The following is a 14,929-nucleotide window of genomic DNA, read 5'->3' as shown; positions in this document are numbered from 1 at the left end:
GCCTCGCGCCAATATTTCGAACGGGTGACCATATTTCGAACGTTGGAATGCGAGTGGCCTGTGCGTCGCCGGAATCAGCACGCATGTGGTCGGAACGCGGCACCGATTCCAACCGTGTGCCACCCGTGCGCCACCCCTGTGCGGGGCGTCTGATACGCCGTCATCCCCTCAACGACGAGAAGGACCAGGAACGAATCACGATGTTCAATCGAAGAACCGTCCTCGCCGGAGCCGCCTCCCTCGGCCTCACCCTGTCCGCCTGCGGCAAGGACAGCGAGGGCGGCTCACTGGACAGCACCGAGGGCGCCACCGTCGGCGTCGCCATGCCGACCCGGTCTTCCGAGCGCTGGCTCACCGACGGCAAGAGCGTCGTCGAGGACCTCAAGGCCCGGCGGTACAAGACCAAGCTGGTCTACGGCGACGACGACCCGAAGGCCCAGGTCTCACAGATCGAGAAACTGATCCAGCAGGGCGTCGACGCACTGATCATCGCGGCCATCGACAACAGGTCGCTGAACGGTGTGCTTCAACAGGCCGCCGCAGCGGACATTCCGGTGATCTCCTACGACCGGCTCATCCTCGGCACCAAGAACGTCGACTACTACGTTTCCTTCGACAACGAGATGGTGGGCATGATCCAGGCCCACTACATCGTCGACAAGCTCGGCCTGGAGGACGGCAAAGGCCCGTTCAACATCGAGCTGTTCGCAGGCTCCCCCGACGACAACAACACCAAATACTTCTTCGACGGTTCGATGACGCACCTGCAGCGGTTTCTGGACAACAGGCAGTTGGTCGTCCGGTCCGGCGAGACCGAGCTCAAACAGATCACCACCCCGCGCTGGGACGGGCCCACCGCGCAAAGACGCATGAGCGACATCCTCGGCAAGTGGTACCGCGGTGAGCGGCTCGACGCGGTCCTGTCGCCGTACGACGGCATCTCACGGGGCGTCCTGTCCGCGCTGAAGTCGGCAGGCTACGGCTCCGACATCGAGCCCCTCCCAGTCATCACTGGTCAGGACGCCGAACTGGAGTCGGTGAAGTCGATCATCGCGGGTCAGCAGTCGCAGACCGTCTACAAGGACGTCCGCCGACTGGCCGAGGCCGCCACCACCATGGTCGACGACATACTCAAGGACAGAGTGCCGTATGTGGACGACTCCAGGAGTTACAAGAACGGCGTAAAGGCCGTGCCCGCCGTTCTGCTGCAGCCCACGAGCGTCGACAAGACCAACTACGACATCCTTGTCTCGGACGGCTACTTCACCGCCGCCGAGCTCAAGTAGCACCACGGCCTCTGCGGGACGCTCAGGGCCATCAGGGCGGCACCGAGCCAGAAGACCGCGCGCCGGCCGAGCCCGGCCGCGACGGCCTGTGGTGGACGACGTAGGAGCGCGGAGGGTGCGAAGCTCGCGGCGGTGGATGCAGTGGCGGCCACGAGTCCTGCGGTGATCACGGCGCGTGGTCCGTAGCGGTCGGAGAGGGGACCGGAGAGGAGGAATCCGGCGGCGTAGGCGAAGCCGGACGCGGTCGCCTGGGGATGCTCAGGCAGCCGGGGTGTTCAGCACGTACTCGCGCGAGGCGTGGACCTCGCGGCGCAGGGCGGACAGGTCGACGTCGAGGACGTGGCCGTTCCATTTGCGGGGCTCGCCGTTGACGAGGACGGCGCTGATGTTGCGGGCGTCGGAGCCCAGTACGACGGTGCCGATCGGGTCGTTGAGCGGCATGTTGTTGAGGTCCTCGGCCTGGATGACCAGCAGGTCGGCCTTCTTGCCCGGGGTGAGTGAGCCGGTGGCGGCGGCCAGGCCGTTGGTGCGGGCGCCCTGGAGGGTGGCGAAGTCCAGGACGTCGTGGGTGGTGATGCGGCGGGGCTGCTGGTCAGTGCCGTAGGCGGCGTTGACGGCTCGCATCCGCTGGATGGCGTGCAGGGCCCGCATCTGCGTGAACATGTCGCTGGCCAGGGCGACTTCGACGTCGATGCTCAGTCCGGGGCGGATGCCGACGGACAGGGCCTCGTCGACGGCGGGGATCGCGGTCTCCAGGCCGATCTGGGCGTCGGAGGTGGGGGCCAGCGCCACGGTGGTGCCGGTGTCCCCCATCGCCTTCCATGCCTCGGGGGTCAGTCCGGTGGCGTGGATGAGGGTGACGCCGGGGCTGAGGATGCCGTCCTTGGCCCAGCGCAGGATCGCCTCGGAGGAGGACGTGCCGAAGACGGCGTCGACACTCACTCCGATGCCCAAGTCCTCTGCCACTCGTGCAAGTTCCGGGCCGTAGGCGAGCGCCGGGCCGGCGATCTCGTCGGTGGCGAGCGTCGCCAGGCGCAGGGTCAGCAGCTGGTCGTCGCTGCTGAAGTACCGGTCCTTGACGCGGGTCAGGTCGCCGGGCCACTGGCGGTCCCAGTCGCCGAAGTGCGGGCCCATGGAGGCGTGCACGCCGCGGATACCGGTGTCGCGAAGGGCCTCGATGGCGGCGTCGGAGTGCTCTCGGGTGCGGGAGTTGTGGGAGAAGTCGAGCATGGTCGTGATGCCGCTGTCGATCGCGGTGAGGGCGGCCAGTCGCGTGCCGATGTACATGTCCTCGGGCCGGTAGACCGTGGCGTAGCCGGCCAGTGTGGACATGACGTAGCCGCCGAGGTCGTCGACGTCCGGCATGATCCGGCGCAGCTGGGCCTCCCAGGCGTGCCGGTGGGTGTCCACGAAGCCGGGGCTGAGGATGGCCCCGGTGGCGTCGACGACCACGGCGTCGCCGGCGCTGAGGTGGGGGCCGACGGCGGTGATGGTGTCGCCCTCGACGAGGAGGTCGCCGTGGTCGATGACGCCGAGGTCGGGGTCCATGGTGACGATGGTCGCGCCGGTGAACAGGATGCGCCGTTCTTCCGCGGGGCGACGCCGGAGCTGTTCGAGGACGGCGGCGCTGGTGGTGTCGTTGACGTTCATGAGGGGTCTGGTCTTCTTTCCGTATGTGGGAGCGGGGGTGGAGGGCTGCCGGGGAAGTGGCGCCAGTACCGCTCGGCTTCCAGCCTGGGTCGCCCCGGCTACGGCAACCAGGCCGCCGTTTCCCCAGGTGTCGCGCACCCAGGATCAGGAGGGTCACGGGCGCGGTCCTGGAGCCGGTCGTCCGTGGGCCGCACGGGGGAGGGGGCCGGGTCACCGTGCTTGCGGCATGGCATCTGCCGACTGGCGGGTCAGCTCAGCTTCATGACGTAGCCCGCGTGGTGCAGTTCGTCGCCCTTGAACTCTCCGTAGGCCCAGAAGCCCAGGTCGTCCAGGTAGTCGATGCGGTCGCCGTCGATCCAGAACCGGCCCTGGTAGGCGTGCGGTCGACCGCCCCGGGTCTCGTCGTAGCGGCCGTCGGCGGAGAGCCGCTGGTGCAGGAAGTCCTTCCGGTCGATCCAGACGCCGCCCCGCGGGCTGCCGGTCAGGTCCGGTGCGGCCGGGATGCCCGCCTCGGGGGCGGTGGTCCGGCCGGGGACGTCGGTGCCCGCCCACAGGACGGGCCGGCCGGCCGCGACCAGTGCGCGGACCTGCTCCGGCCGGGACATCAGGGTGGCCACCGCGCTCGGCACATCGGCGGCGAGTTCGTCGGGCACGACCAGAAGGTCGGTGGTGCTGCCCGGGGTCAGCGTCGCGACGCAATCCGAGCGGCGGCCGCGTCCGCCGGCCGGCGCGACGGTGTCCACGACGGCGGGGACGACGGTCATGCCGGTGCAGTCGCCGACGATGGGGTTGTCGTCCTCCGCCGCGGTGACGATGCCGGGACCGACGCCCACGGCCAGGGAACCGACGAACAGGATGTCGGCGCCGGTCATGGTCCCGATCAGCGGGTCCATCGTCATGATCCGGGCGTTGGTGAACAGGACGGGACGGCCACCGTCGTTCGAGACGAGCGGGGGCCCCTGGCCGGCGCGGACGGGCTGCCATTGCGGGTTCGCCGCATCCGGGGGGGGGGGCTCGCCTGTGTCGCCATCCTGATTTCGCTGCGCCGTTCCGCTCACGACGGTGGGTGCGGCGCCCCCAGGAAGCCCGCACCTGGGGAGACGACGGCCTGGTTGCGATCGGCCGCCGGGCCAACCATGGAGCCATGACCGGCAACGACACGCCCCGCGCCCCTCACCCGTACGTCGGGATGTGGGTGACCGCGGACGGATTCATCCGCCAGGAACTGCTGCCGAACGGCCGCTACGACGAGGCCCGCGGAAACCGCCAGAGCGCCTATACCGGCAGCTACACCGTCACCGGCAACCACATCGACTACGTCGACGACACCGGCTTCACCGCCACCGGCGACATCCGCGACGGCGTTCTCTTCCACGAGCACCTGGTGCTCTACCGCGTGGGCGACGAGCGTGGCGGGGACGGAGGCATCCGGTCGCGCGGCTGACAGGTCACGCGGAATTCCTGTGGGGGCTGTTCGTTCCAGGCACTGGCACCTGTGCCGATTCCCCACGGTTGACGCGGGACCGGAGTTCGGCGAAGGCAGCCGCGGTGGCGCTGGCCGGCTCGGCCTGGTAGACGACCAGCTGCTGGTGCGGGGCATCGTTGACGGTGAAGGCCGAGAACTGGATCTCCAGAGCGCCGACCTCGGGGTGTGCGAGGTTCTTCGCCTGCTGGGTCTTGCCTTTCACCTCGTGCCGTGCCCACAGTTCGGCGAATTCGGGACTCTTCGCGCAGAGCGTTTCGACGACTTCGGTGATCCGCTGGGAATCGGGGTCGTATCCGTATGCCGCGCGCAGTTCGGCCACGCAGGAGTTCGCGGCCTTGTCCCGGTCCTGGTAGAAGGTGCGCCCGGCCGGGTCCAGGAAGACCATGCGGGCCAGGTTGTCGAATTGCTGGAATCCGCTGTGCAGGGCCGCGGCAAGCGCGTTGTGCGCCAGGATGTCCAGGGCCGGTCCCAGGATGAAGGCGGGGGTGTCGGGCCAGCTGTCGATCAGTTGCAGAAGCTGGGGACTGAGCCTGTCGTGACCGGCGGGAATGCCGCGGTGCTCCTGGGGCCCCCGGGTCAGTCTGCGCAGGTGGTCGTGTGCCTCGTCGTCGAGGTGGAGAGCGGCGGCGATCGCATCGATCACCTGGGGCGACGGACTGGTCTCCCGGCCCTGTTCCAGGCGCATGTAGTAGTCGGAGCTCACGCCCGCCAGCATGGCGACCTCCTCGCGGCGCAGCCCCGGCACCCGCCTGCGCCCGTGCTCCGGTAGGCCCACGTCCTGCGGTTTGAGGGCTTCGCGCCGTGCTCTGAGGAAGTCTCCCAAGGGAGTGCTGCCGCTCATGACCCCAACCTAGTGGGCGGGAATGCCGGCCGTCGGCGGACGGGACGTCCGAGCGTCCGGCCATAACGCCCCCGCGGAATCGGCCGTTCACAGGATTTCAGGGGATTTCAGGCCGTGTGCTCGCACGGCTTCCCGGCCTCATGTGTGCCGAATGTGTTCTGCACTGGCGGGCAAGGCGAGGAGGCTTCGGCGGACATGGATGCCGCACGGCCCCCTGCCACCGGTTCCGGTGCGGAGTCCGACGCCGGTATGCGCCGAGATCCCTCTCGCCAGCCCTCTCGAGCCCGGTTGGCGAGCAGGTGCTGGGCTCAGCGAACTGGTTGCGGCCCGCCTGAGGGCAGTGCGCCCCTCCCGCCGTGTCGGCCAGAGGTTGTCCGTGCCCCGGCCGCCCGGCCGCCCAGCGGACCGGCGACCAGCCGTTGATCGTCGATCGTCCTGAGCCCCGACTCCCGGCACGGCGAGCGCGCTGACCGCTACGAGCCCCAGGCCGACCGGGCGACCACGGTGAACTGCTCAACCCCGCCGAAATGCGGATCAGCCGCCGAAAGCGGGTGCGTTGTCGTGTGCCCAGTCGGCGAAGGTGAGCGCGGGCCGGCCCACCAGGTTTTCCACCGTGCTGGTAGTGGGGCCCGGCCGGTTGGCGTAGTCGGCCAGAGAGCCGAGCAGCCGGGCTGGGATCTCCTCGGGCAGTCCCTGGGCGAGCATGCCCTGCCGTACCTGCTCGGGCGGGAGCTCCTGGAAGGACAGCGTCCGGCCTATGGCGGCACCGATGAGCCGTACCTTCTCGATCTGGTCCAGTGACTGCGGCCCGGTCAGTGTGTGGATCGCCTCCGTACGCAGGCTGCCCCGCAGAGCGCGTACGGCGACCGCCGCGATGTCGGTTTCGTGGATGGGAGAGGTGGCGGCACGGCCGTACGCACCGCGTACCACGTCACCGGCCCTGATCTGGGAAGCCCAGGCCAGCGCGTTGGCGGCGAAGTCGGCCAGGCGGAGGACCGTCCAGTCCAGCCCCGAGCTCATGACGAGTTCCTCGGCGTGCTTGAACCGGGCGGCGAAACGGGCCTCCCCCGCCGGGTACTGCACGGTGGTGGCCGACAGCAGCACCGCGCGCCGTACGCCTTGCTTGACGGCGAGCCTCAGTAGTTCGCCGAGGCCGGGACCGGCGGCGCGTGGGCTGATCTGCAGTGCTTCCACACCTTCCAGCGCCGCCTCGATCCACTCGGGATGGAACAGGTCTCCGCGGACTGCTGCCACGCCGTCAGGGAGCCGGGCCCCGCCGGTTCCACGCGTCACCGCGGTGACGGCCGTGCCCTCCTGCGCCAGCTGGTTCATCACCTGACGTCCTACGACGCCGTTGGCTCCGGTGACCAGGATCATGCGATTGCTCCTTCACGCGATGCGAGGACGGAATGGGACGGGGTGAGGTCCGGTCAGCACACGACGGCTGCCGGCCTGCCTGAGCAGGGCCGTCCCGTAAGCGATCTTGATTTCGGCATTTCGGGTTGCCGCGGGCGTGAGCACGCACCAGAGGGTGCTGGAGTTCGTTCGTCGGCGTGAGTCCGCGCGCCTTCGGTAACCGGCTGCCGTCGGCCTGGGTGGTCAGCTGGTGAAGGACTCGGGGCCGAAGCGGCCCCACACCAGGAAGAGAGCGAGGGCGAGGTAGATCAGGTCGCCCGTGATCGTCGCTCTCTCGCCGCGGCGCAGGCGCATGGTCAGCGCGCCGGCGAACAGCAGCACCAGCCCGGTGGCGGCCAGCGGCACCAGGACCGGCGCGATGCCGAGTGCGGCGGGCAGGATCAGGCCCGCCGCGGCCAGGAGTTCGACGGCGCCGATGGCCTTGAGGGCACGGGGGCTGAAGTCCTCGACCCACCGGGTGGCGGTGCCGCCCGAGGCGGCCAGCTTCTCCTTGGGCACGAACATCTTGGAACTGCCGATCAGACAGACGGTGGCCATCAGTCCGGCGACGATCCAGAGGGCGAGGTTCATCATCAGCTCCTTGTTCCAGGACTGCCTGCTGCCCCTGGGACGAGACGGCGCCCCCGCCTGTGACATCCGTGAACACCCGAGTGTGGGGAGACGTGGATCACACGCGTCCGTGTCACAGGGCGGCGGGCTGTCTCGTCCCAGGAGGGAAGCCACCGACGAGCACGGAGGAGAACGCAATGGACGCGCGACTGAACTACTTCGCCGGCCCGACCGCCGCCAAGGCCCTCAAGCACCTCATGTCGGCGGGCAAAACGCTCAAGGAATCGCCGCTGCCGGCCGCGACGCAGGAACTCGTGGCCCTGCGCGTGAGCCAGATCAACGGCTGCGCCCTCTGCATCGACATGCACACCAAGGACGCCGCCGCGGCCGGCGAGTCCCTGGTGCGGCTGAACCTGGTGACGGCGTGGCGGGAAGCCACGGTCTTCACCGAGGCCGAACGTGCCGCGCTGGAGCTGGCGGAGCAGGGTACCCGGGTCGCCGACGCGGCCGGCGGGGTCAGCGACGAGGTCTGGGCACGTGCCGCGAAGCACTACGACGAGGAGCAGCTCACCGCCCTGGTACTCCTGGTCTCCTTCATGAACACGGCGAACCGGCTGAACATCATCGCGCAGCAGCCGGCCGGCGACTACGAGGTCGGGCAGTTCCACTGATCAGCCGTCGATGACCAGCCCCGGGAACTGTCGCATGCCTCCCGGTACGGGGGTGTTGCACAGCTTCGCCGAGGGACCACATGATCACCAGGCCGTGCCCGCGACGGGGGACACGGCCGGGTGGGAAGACCTCAAGGAGGATGCGGCGTGAACAAGGCCGAGGAGTTCGAAGAGCTGCGGCCCCTGCTGTTCTCGATCGCCTACCGGATTCTGGGCAGCGTGAGCGAGGCCGAAGACGCGGTACAGGAGACATGGCTGCGCTTCGACGGCTCGCAGACCCTTCCCACCTCGGTCAAGGCGTTTCTGTCCGCCACGGTGACGCGGATCTCGATCGACGTGCTGCGCTCCGCGCGGGTGCGGCGGGAGGAGTACGTGGGCCCGTGGTTCCCCGAGCCACTGCTGAGCGATCCGTATCAGGATCCGGCGCGCTCGGCGGAGCTGGCCGACTCGGTGTCGATGGCGGCGCTGCTGCTTCTGGAGCGGCTCAGCCCGCTGGAGCGGTCGGTGTTCGTGCTGCGGGAGGTGTTCGGTTTCGGGTTCGACGACGTCGCCGCGGCGGTGGGGCGTTCGGAGGCGGCGTGCCGGCAGCTGCTGGTACGGGCACGGCGGCACATGCAGGCCGGGCGGCCGCGGTTCGAAGCGGACCGCCAGGAGCGGCAGGAGCTGGCGACGCGGTTCTTCGACGCCCTCCGCGAAGGCGATTTCGCCGGCCTGCGGGATCTCCTGGCCGCCGACGTGCAGATGGTCGGGGACGGCGGCGGCAAGGCTCCGCAGCTGGCCAGGGCCCTCGTCGGCGCCGAGAACGTGGCTCGGCTGCTGGCTTCCGTCTTCCCGCTGCTGGCCCGGATCGACGTGACGTTCGAGCCGCATGAGGTCAACGGCCAGCCCGGCGCCATCTTCCGCGACCGGGACGGCAAGGTCCTCCACACCATGACCCTCGACGTGCTCGGCGGGCAGATCCAGACCATCCGCTCGGTGATCAACCCCGACAAGCTCGGCCACCTCGGACCGGTTGCCGACGCCTGGGCCATCGACGGCGAGGTGAAACAGACCCGTCGACAGATGAAATGACCCTGGGAGCGGCGCGGGCCGCGTCGAGGCCCGCAGCTCGACCGACGGCCACCACGCTCATCGTCACCCGCGAGGGCGCCGGGCACGATCGGCGGCCGTCGGTTTCAAGGTGTTGTCTTGGCCGAATGAAGGCCGGTGCGGTCAGGCGTCGCCGGTGTCGGTCGGTGTCGCCTCACCGAGCATGGCCAGGGTCAGCACATTGCCGGCGATGCCCCAGCCGCCGTCGGCGACCTCTTCGACCAGAACCATGGTGTTGTTGCGGGCGCGCTCGCCGTAGATCTCGACGTACAGCTCGGTGGTGCGGGTGACGATCTCCTCCTTCTGCTTCGGGGTGAGGGTCTTCTCGGGGACCTTGAAGTTCGCGAAAGGCATGGCTGGTTGTTCCTTCTCTCAGTGGGGCGTTACAGGGAGCTGCCCGCGGTGAGCAGGCTGTCCAGTCCGATGCGGCGGAAGAAGTCGGCGCGGACGCGGTCGGCGACCGCGGAGACGACTTCGCTGCCGTCTCGGCTGGGGTCCACGTGGGTGCGCAGCGGCCGGGTGCCGTGCGGCATCGCGACCAAGCGCACGACGGCTTCAGCGACCTCGGTCACATCGGCGTCCGGAGGGATGAGCGCGGCCAGACGCTTGCCCAGGTCGTCCATCAAGGGTTGGTGACGCAGGTCGTAGGCTTCGGCACGATCACGGTCCGCGGGGGCGCCGGCGTTGGCGAAGTGATTGGTGCCGGTGGTGAACGCACCAGGCACCACGATCGCGGTGTCGATGCCGAACGGGAGCACCTCGGCGGCGTAGCTGACGGCCAGCGCGTCCATCGCGGCCTTGGCTGCGAAGTACGGGGCCAGGAACGGGGGGCAGCCGCCGCGGGTACTGGAGCTGCCGATCCACACCAGCAGCCCCGAGCCTTGCTCACGCAACTTCGGCAGGGCTGCGCGGTTGACGCGCTGCGTGCCCAGGACGTTCACGTCGTACAGGTCCGCGAGTTGCTCGGTGGTGAACGCCTCGGCGGCGCCCAGGACCATGTGTCCGGCGTTGTGCACGACCACGTCCAGTCGGCCGCGCTCGGCGAGGATCCGGTCGACCGCGGCGTCGGCGGAGTCCTGGGAGGTGACGTCCAGCTCGACGGCCTGTACGTCGACCTGGTGGTCGGTGCCGTAGCGCGTCAGGTCGGCCACCGCGGCCGCGTTGCGGGTCGCCGTCTGGCGGATGCCCGCGTACACGGTGTGACCGGCGAGGGCCAGTGCACGCACGGACAGCGCCCCGATGCCGCTGGAGGCCCCGGTGACCAGGATGGTCTTTCCGGTGTCGTCGTTCCTCATGACAGGGCCCTACTTTCTTGATCGATGGGGTGGCCGCGGGCGGTTCAGATGATTCCGCCGTTGGCGCGGACGACCTGTCCGTTGATCCAGTGGCCGGCCGGGGAGGCCAGGAACGCGACGACCTCGGCGATGTCTGCCGGGGTACCAAGTCGCTCCAGCGGGGGCTGGGCGGCCAGACGGGCGACGGTCTGCTCGTCCTTGCCGTCCAGGAACAGGTCGGTGGCCGTGGGACCGGGCGCGACGGCGTTGGCGGTGACGTCCCGGCCCCGCAGCTCCCGGGCCAGGATCAGCGTCAGCGCCTCGACCGCACCCTTGCTGGCGGAGTACGCACCGTAGTTCGGGAAGGCCAGCCCCACCACGGACGTGGAGAACGTCACGATCGCACCGCCGCGGCGCACCCGACGGGCGGCCTGCTGGACGACGACGAACGTGCCGCGAATGTTGGTGCGGTGCAGGTCGTCCAGGACGGCCAGGTCCAACTCGGCGATCGGCGCCATGTGTGCCCGCCCGGCCGCGTGCACGACGACGTCGACACCGCCGAACTCCGCCTCGGCCGCGTCGAACAGAGCCTCGACGGCGTGCTCGTCGGCGACGTCGGCGCGCACCGCGATCGCCCGGCCACCACTGGTGGCGGCCTCTTTCACGGCGGCCTCGGCCTCGTCCTGGTTGCCGGCATAGCCGACCACGACGGCGTACCCGTCGGCGGCCAACCGGCCGACGGCCTGGCGGCCGATGCCGCGCGAGCCGCCGGTGACGATCGCGACACGGGGTGAGGCGGAGGGCTGGGCCGATGCAGCGGTCCCGTCGAGGGGAGTGGGAATAGGCATTACTGACTCCTGTGGTGGATGCGATCAGGCCGCGGTCTCGCCGACGCCCTGCTGCGTCCTCCACGATCGGCCGGGCCCCCACCCCTAGCCAGGGCTGCGTTTACCCAGGGGATGCCACCCCCTGGCTACGGCTCGGCGCGCGAGCGACCATGAAGCGGTGAACCTTCCAGAACTCGGCGCCTTCCTCAGGACACGCCGCGACCGCATCCGCCCCGCCGAGGTCGGTCTTCCCCAAGGCCCGCGCCGGCGCGTCCCCGGGCTGCGCCGCGAGGAGGTCGCCCAGTTGGCAGGGCTGTCGGCCGACTACTACACCGAGTTGGAACGCGGCGGCGCAAAGAACGGCGTGCAGCCCTCGGCCCAGACCCTGGCCGCCCTCGCCCGAGCCCTGCGCCTGAACGGCGACGAGCGCGACCACCTGTTTCACCTGGCCGAACGGCCGGTCCCCTCATCAGCACACGGACCGTCGGCACACGTGCAGCCCGCGCTTCTCGGACTGTTGGACCGGCTGTCCAACACCCCCGCGCGCGTCATCACCGACCTGCACGAAACCCTGGTGGAAAACGACCTGGCCCGGAACCTGCTCGGCAAGTCCCCGGCACACCACGGCCCGACGGCAAGCTTCGTGTACCGCTGGTTCACCGATCCGCAGGCGCGCGAGAGGTACCCGTCCGAGGATCACCCGCACCACTCCCGGGTGTTCGTGGCCGACCTCCAGGCAGCGGCCGCCCGGCGCGGCCGGGACGCGGAGGTCACGAAGATGATCGCCGTGCTACGCCGCCGCAGCCAGGAGTTCGCAGCCCTCTGGGACACCCACGACGTCGCGGTGCGCCGCAAGGACCACAAGAAGATCGTCCACCCCACGCTCGGCATCATCGAACTCGACTGCTACAACCTGCTCAGCGAGGACGGACGCCAACGCCTGCTGTGGTTCACCGCGCCGCCCGGAAGCCGGGGAGCCGAGCAGCTGGAATTGCTGTCCGTCATAGGAACCCAGGACCTGACCGTCACCGAGGGCACGGCACCGGAGGCGTTGTCCGCGGCGGAATCAGGAAGGCAGCGCTGACCCGCGCCTCCGAGGACGCCAGGGGCTGCCCGACCATGACGTGGCGGCCTTCTCCCAGCACAGGTGGTTTCCGGCCCGGGACTCACGACGACGCACGTCCACTCGCGCAAACGGCCCCGGACGAGGAGTCCGAGGCCGAGTAGGAGCCCCCCCTGGGGGATAAACCCCAGGTCAGAGCGGCAATGCGTTGTGCCCCCGGCAGGATTCGAACCTGCGACACCCGCTTTAGGAGTGGGATTGGATCCTTGCCTGACGGTGCCAGGCGCTGCCGTCTGGTGCTGTTTTCCCTGGTCGGAACGGCACGGCGAGCCATTTGATCCGGCTCATGCCGCCCTGTATCGGACCGTCCGCTCACGCATCGCTCACGCGCCGCCGGCTGCTGAGCAGCGCCAGGTCAGACCTGCCCCAGGTCGATCTCCACCGGGAACGGGGCCGCTACCTTGAGGACGCCGGTGAACACGTCTCCGTCCCGGTAGGTCTTCGTCGCGGGGTCGAGAACGTAGGTGTACACGAGAGGAACGCCTGTCGCGGCCTGCTCGATCCGCCAGTAGAAGCCAATGCCCGCCTTGGCGTACTGATCGACCTTCACGATCCGGTCGGTGGTCTCCGAGCCCGGCGACACCACCTCCGCGACCAGCAGCACGTGCTCAGGGCGGGTGGGGGTGATGTCGATCGTGTCTGCGCGGTACACGACGACGTCCGGGCGGCGATTGGTGAGCGGGACGTCCTGAAGCCGGACGTCGAAGTCCGTGTCGGCGTTCCACTCCGCGCCCGCCGCGGCATCCAGAGCGTTCGCCAGAATCCGAGCCAGCCGGTTGTGCCGCTTGGACGCACTCGGACTCACGACGACCATCCCGTCCACGATCTCGATGCCGGCGCACTGCTCCTCGGACCAGGAGTCGTACTCCTCCGCCGTGATCTGCTCATGCATCCACGCCGGGGCCACCATCTCGGCCGTCATGAAGCACCTCCCGGACACTGTGCTGCGGGCCCGATCCCGCTGGGTTCAGCGTACTGTCTGCCATCCTTCCGGCACGCTGATCTCGATCACGCCCCTCCCCGTCGGCCAGCGTCCGACCAGGTCCCCGACATCACCGAACACGACGTGTACGTCTATGGCCCGCCCGCCATGACCAGGGCCGTGCCCGCCGGCCTACGAAACCTGCGGGTCCTGCGCGACAGGCGCACGCCGAGGAGTTCGGTCTGGCCTGAATCGGAAAGGGGCCCGACGTTCGCGGCCCTGGGCCATTAGGCGCAAAGCGGCTTCAAAGTGTCGCTTCATCCAATTTCCGGATGGGGAGACATGCGCTCGTTGACCAGTCAACGGCGAGGAGGCTGCGTGTCGCGGAGACAGGACACAGAGAGGATCTTCAAAGAGCTCGAAGAGATACGGGAGGCGCTCAACGATCCGACCATCGGGCTCGGTGCTTTCCATCAAGATCAGGACCAACTGCGCCGCAAGATCCTGGAGAACGTCCAGCAGGGCACGGCCGGACTGCGCGAAGAGAACCGGGAGCCAGGAGCGGATGCTGAGCGATCTCGGCGACACCCGCACTGCGGTCGAAGCGCTCCGTCGCGAGATTGCGCAAGCATGGGCGCACACGTTGGGTGTGCCACGCCCAGTAACTCCTGATGACCGGATCCGGATTGTGCTTCCAGAGCATGAGCCACAGCCTTTGGGGGCCGGCAGCGACAACGAGGAGCCTCACAGGTGGGGGGAAGAAGAGGTGGCCGAGGTGACAGACGCGGACCCTGCTGACGAAGGAAGCGACAGGCACGACGATCAGTCGGGAACGAACGACCCACCTGCAGAGGCGTTTGCGGTGCCTGAACCGGACGTGGCGTCAGCCGATGCGAATTCCACCGAGGCACCGAACGCCGTAGCACCTGAGGGGGCGCCAACCGGACACGACGAAACGGCATCGGACATCGAACTGAGGGAGTCCCGGCGTGCGGAGGAGCGCGGTAAGCACCTTCGTGGCCTACTGACGGCCGCGGCCATTTCCTCGGTCCGACTGATCTGCCACAAAGATACGTGGGCATTCCTGCTGGAGCAGACCTCTCGGCACCAGCACTTTCGCCTGCCGGACCGCGTCACCGACCTCGAAGACGGGCGAATCGAGACGTTCGTCTCCGGTCGCTCCCTGCTCGCGATTCTGGTCACCACCCGGGAAATTCTCGATGATCACGGGCCCGATACCGACATGGTGACGTGGGCCCTGGCAAGCGCGGTGTACTCGCGAACTCACTTGGCTATCGAGAACGCCACGGTGCATCGACCCGATGACAGTGAGGTCACGACCATCGTTCTGGACGACCGTCCAGGACGCCCGGTGCAAGGCAGCGCTGCGTGATCTCCTTGAGCCCAACCGTCGGTTCGTGCCCCTGAAGAGCACTGCGGCGTTCGCTCAGAGGGCGATGTCAGCAGCGATGGGTGAACTCGGTAAGTGACCGCCTGGTGGCGCCCCCTGGAACTGGTTCGCTCGGTCTGCAGGGGGTGCACGTATCCGTGTTCTTCGCGCAGCCCGAGCACTGGGCTGACGGCAGAGACGGTCTTGAACCGGCGGGAGACGGTAACGACGTCCTTGTACGGGGCATTGAAGTGGCGGACGATTGAAACCAGGGGTTTCGGCTCGCTCCCTCGGCGGCTGGTTGTGCACCAGCATCGCTGGGGAAGGGGGCCGCACTGGGCGAGGTAGAGGCGACTGCCGTCAAATGGTGCCGCCAAAACGGCCCGGACCATGATCGGTCCGGGC

At 68.9% G+C, this 14,929-nt stretch carries 15 protein-coding genes; 6 read left to right on the top strand and 9 right to left on the bottom strand.

Annotation, left to right across the window (positions count from 1 at the left end):
* The first annotated feature begins 200 nt into the window (after positions 1-200).
* The gene (gene chvE / locus EJ357_RS19600) at positions 201-1,286 is read left to right on the top strand and encodes a multiple monosaccharide ABC transporter substrate-binding protein (RefSeq protein ID WP_126392905.1); all 1,086 of its coding nucleotides are present in this window, start codon (positions 201-203) and stop codon (positions 1,284-1,286) included.
* Between the two features lie 258 nt (positions 1,287-1,544).
* Here the strand turns inward: chvE and EJ357_RS19590 are convergent, their stop codons facing one another.
* Together EJ357_RS19590 and EJ357_RS19585 are read right to left on the bottom strand one after the other, a co-directional pair.
* The gene (locus tag EJ357_RS19590) at positions 1,545-2,936 is read right to left on the bottom strand and encodes an amidohydrolase family protein (RefSeq protein WP_126392904.1); all 1,392 of its coding nucleotides are present in this window, start codon (positions 2,934-2,936) and stop codon (positions 1,545-1,547) included.
* Between the two features lie 248 nt (positions 2,937-3,184).
* Positions 3,185-3,835 carry an Atu4866 domain-containing protein gene (locus tag EJ357_RS19585; RefSeq protein ID WP_126392903.1) on the bottom strand — a complete coding sequence of 217 codons (651 nt, stop codon included), beginning with the start codon at positions 3,833-3,835 and terminating at the stop codon, positions 3,185-3,187.
* Positions 3,836-4,080: 245 nt separating this feature from the next.
* On the opposite strand from EJ357_RS19585, the gene EJ357_RS19580 reads away from it, so the two are divergent.
* A complete protein-coding gene (locus EJ357_RS19580; protein WP_126392902.1) occupies positions 4,081-4,380 on the top strand; it encodes an Atu4866 domain-containing protein in 300 nt (99 codons plus the stop codon).
* Positions 4,381-4,384: 4 nt separating this feature from the next.
* Here the strand turns inward: EJ357_RS19580 and EJ357_RS19575 are convergent, their stop codons facing one another.
* The 3 genes from EJ357_RS19575 to EJ357_RS19565 form a co-directional block, all read right to left on the bottom strand.
* Positions 4,385-5,263 carry a helix-turn-helix transcriptional regulator gene (locus EJ357_RS19575; RefSeq protein WP_126392901.1) on the bottom strand — a complete coding sequence of 293 codons (879 nt, stop codon included), beginning with the start codon at positions 5,261-5,263 and terminating at the stop codon, positions 4,385-4,387.
* Between the two features lie 534 nt (positions 5,264-5,797).
* Positions 5,798-6,640: an NAD(P)H-binding protein gene (locus EJ357_RS19570; RefSeq protein ID WP_126392900.1), complete on the bottom strand. Its 843-nt coding sequence runs from the start codon at positions 6,638-6,640 to the stop codon at positions 5,798-5,800.
* Between the two features lie 222 nt (positions 6,641-6,862).
* Positions 6,863-7,249 (bottom strand): DoxX family protein, encoded by a 387-nt coding sequence (locus tag EJ357_RS19565; RefSeq protein WP_126399671.1) that lies wholly within the window; start codon positions 7,247-7,249, stop codon positions 6,863-6,865.
* A 176-nt stretch (positions 7,250-7,425) separates the two neighbouring features.
* Between EJ357_RS19565 and EJ357_RS19560 the strand changes: the two genes are divergently transcribed.
* Both EJ357_RS19560 and EJ357_RS19555 read left to right on the top strand, forming a co-directional pair.
* The gene (locus tag EJ357_RS19560; protein ID WP_126392899.1) at positions 7,426-7,899 is read left to right on the top strand and encodes a carboxymuconolactone decarboxylase family protein; all 474 of its coding nucleotides are present in this window, start codon (positions 7,426-7,428) and stop codon (positions 7,897-7,899) included.
* A 147-nt stretch (positions 7,900-8,046) separates the two neighbouring features.
* Positions 8,047-8,970: an RNA polymerase sigma-70 factor gene (locus tag EJ357_RS19555; RefSeq protein ID WP_126392898.1), complete on the top strand. Its 924-nt coding sequence runs from the start codon at positions 8,047-8,049 to the stop codon at positions 8,968-8,970.
* Positions 8,971-9,111: 141 nt separating this feature from the next.
* Here EJ357_RS19555 and EJ357_RS19550 read toward each other — a convergent pair whose 3' ends face one another.
* The 3 genes from EJ357_RS19550 to EJ357_RS19540 are packed head-to-tail and all read right to left on the bottom strand — an operon-like array spanning position 9,112 to position 11,110.
* Positions 9,112-9,342: a tautomerase family protein gene (locus tag EJ357_RS19550; RefSeq protein WP_126392897.1), complete on the bottom strand. Its 231-nt coding sequence runs from the start codon at positions 9,340-9,342 to the stop codon at positions 9,112-9,114.
* Positions 9,343-9,371: 29 nt separating this feature from the next.
* Complete coding sequence (locus tag EJ357_RS19545) at positions 9,372-10,283, bottom strand: SDR family oxidoreductase (RefSeq protein WP_126392896.1); 912 nt, start codon at positions 10,281-10,283, stop codon at positions 9,372-9,374.
* Between the two features lie 44 nt (positions 10,284-10,327).
* Positions 10,328-11,110, bottom strand: coding sequence for an SDR family oxidoreductase (locus EJ357_RS19540; protein ID WP_126392895.1), 783 nt, complete (start codon positions 11,108-11,110; stop codon positions 10,328-10,330).
* A 157-nt stretch (positions 11,111-11,267) separates the two neighbouring features.
* Here EJ357_RS19540 and EJ357_RS19535 point away from each other — a divergent pair, with 157 nt between their 5' ends.
* Positions 11,268-12,173 carry a helix-turn-helix transcriptional regulator gene (locus EJ357_RS19535; protein WP_126392894.1) on the top strand — a complete coding sequence of 302 codons (906 nt, stop codon included), beginning with the start codon at positions 11,268-11,270 and terminating at the stop codon, positions 12,171-12,173.
* A 394-nt stretch (positions 12,174-12,567) separates the two neighbouring features.
* Here the strand turns inward: EJ357_RS19535 and EJ357_RS19530 are convergent, their stop codons facing one another.
* A complete protein-coding gene (locus tag EJ357_RS19530) occupies positions 12,568-13,134 on the bottom strand; it encodes a Uma2 family endonuclease (protein ID WP_126392893.1) in 567 nt (188 codons plus the stop codon).
* 565 nt (positions 13,135-13,699) lie between these two features.
* Between EJ357_RS19530 and EJ357_RS19520 the strand changes: the two genes are divergently transcribed.
* Complete coding sequence (locus EJ357_RS19520) at positions 13,700-14,527, top strand: hypothetical protein (protein ID WP_126392892.1); 828 nt, start codon at positions 13,700-13,702, stop codon at positions 14,525-14,527.
* Positions 14,528-14,929 lie beyond the last annotated feature (402 nt).

The organism is Streptomyces cyaneochromogenes (assembly GCF_003963535.1).
Taxonomy (GTDB): Bacteria; Actinomycetota; Actinomycetes; order Streptomycetales; family Streptomycetaceae; genus Streptomyces; species Streptomyces shaanxiensis.
This window is presented reverse-complemented; position numbering and strand designations above follow the sequence as displayed.

What these genes read in the sequence shown, in the direction of transcription:
- EJ357_RS19585 (WP_126392903.1), bottom strand. Translation starts at nt 3,835, where the DNA reads ATGACGATGGACCCGCTGATCGGGACCATGACCGGCGCCGACATCCTG.
- EJ357_RS19580 (WP_126392902.1), top strand. Translation starts at nt 4,081, where the DNA reads ATGACCGGCAACGACACGCCCCGCGCCCCTCACCCGTACGTCGGGATG.
- EJ357_RS19560 (WP_126392899.1), top strand. Translation starts at nt 7,426, where the DNA reads ATGGACGCGCGACTGAACTACTTCGCCGGCCCGACCGCCGCCAAGGCC.
- EJ357_RS19520 (WP_126392892.1), top strand. Translation starts at nt 13,700, where the DNA reads ATGCTGAGCGATCTCGGCGACACCCGCACTGCGGTCGAAGCGCTCCGT.
- EJ357_RS19590 (WP_126392904.1), bottom strand. Translation starts at nt 2,936, where the DNA reads ATGAACGTCAACGACACCACCAGCGCCGCCGTCCTCGAACAGCTCCGG.
- chvE (WP_126392905.1), top strand. Translation starts at nt 201, where the DNA reads ATGTTCAATCGAAGAACCGTCCTCGCCGGAGCCGCCTCCCTCGGCCTC.
- EJ357_RS19545 (WP_126392896.1), bottom strand. Translation starts at nt 10,283, where the DNA reads ATGAGGAACGACGACACCGGAAAGACCATCCTGGTCACCGGGGCCTCC.
- EJ357_RS19570 (WP_126392900.1), bottom strand. Translation starts at nt 6,640, where the DNA reads ATGATCCTGGTCACCGGAGCCAACGGCGTCGTAGGACGTCAGGTGATG.
- EJ357_RS19565 (WP_126399671.1), bottom strand. Translation starts at nt 7,249, where the DNA reads ATGAACCTCGCCCTCTGGATCGTCGCCGGACTGATGGCCACCGTCTGT.
- EJ357_RS19575 (WP_126392901.1), bottom strand. Translation starts at nt 5,263, where the DNA reads ATGAGCGGCAGCACTCCCTTGGGAGACTTCCTCAGAGCACGGCGCGAA.
- EJ357_RS19540 (WP_126392895.1), bottom strand. Translation starts at nt 11,110, where the DNA reads ATGCCTATTCCCACTCCCCTCGACGGGACCGCTGCATCGGCCCAGCCC.
- EJ357_RS19550 (WP_126392897.1), bottom strand. Translation starts at nt 9,342, where the DNA reads ATGCCTTTCGCGAACTTCAAGGTCCCCGAGAAGACCCTCACCCCGAAG.
- EJ357_RS19530 (WP_126392893.1), bottom strand. Translation starts at nt 13,134, where the DNA reads ATGACGGCCGAGATGGTGGCCCCGGCGTGGATGCATGAGCAGATCACG.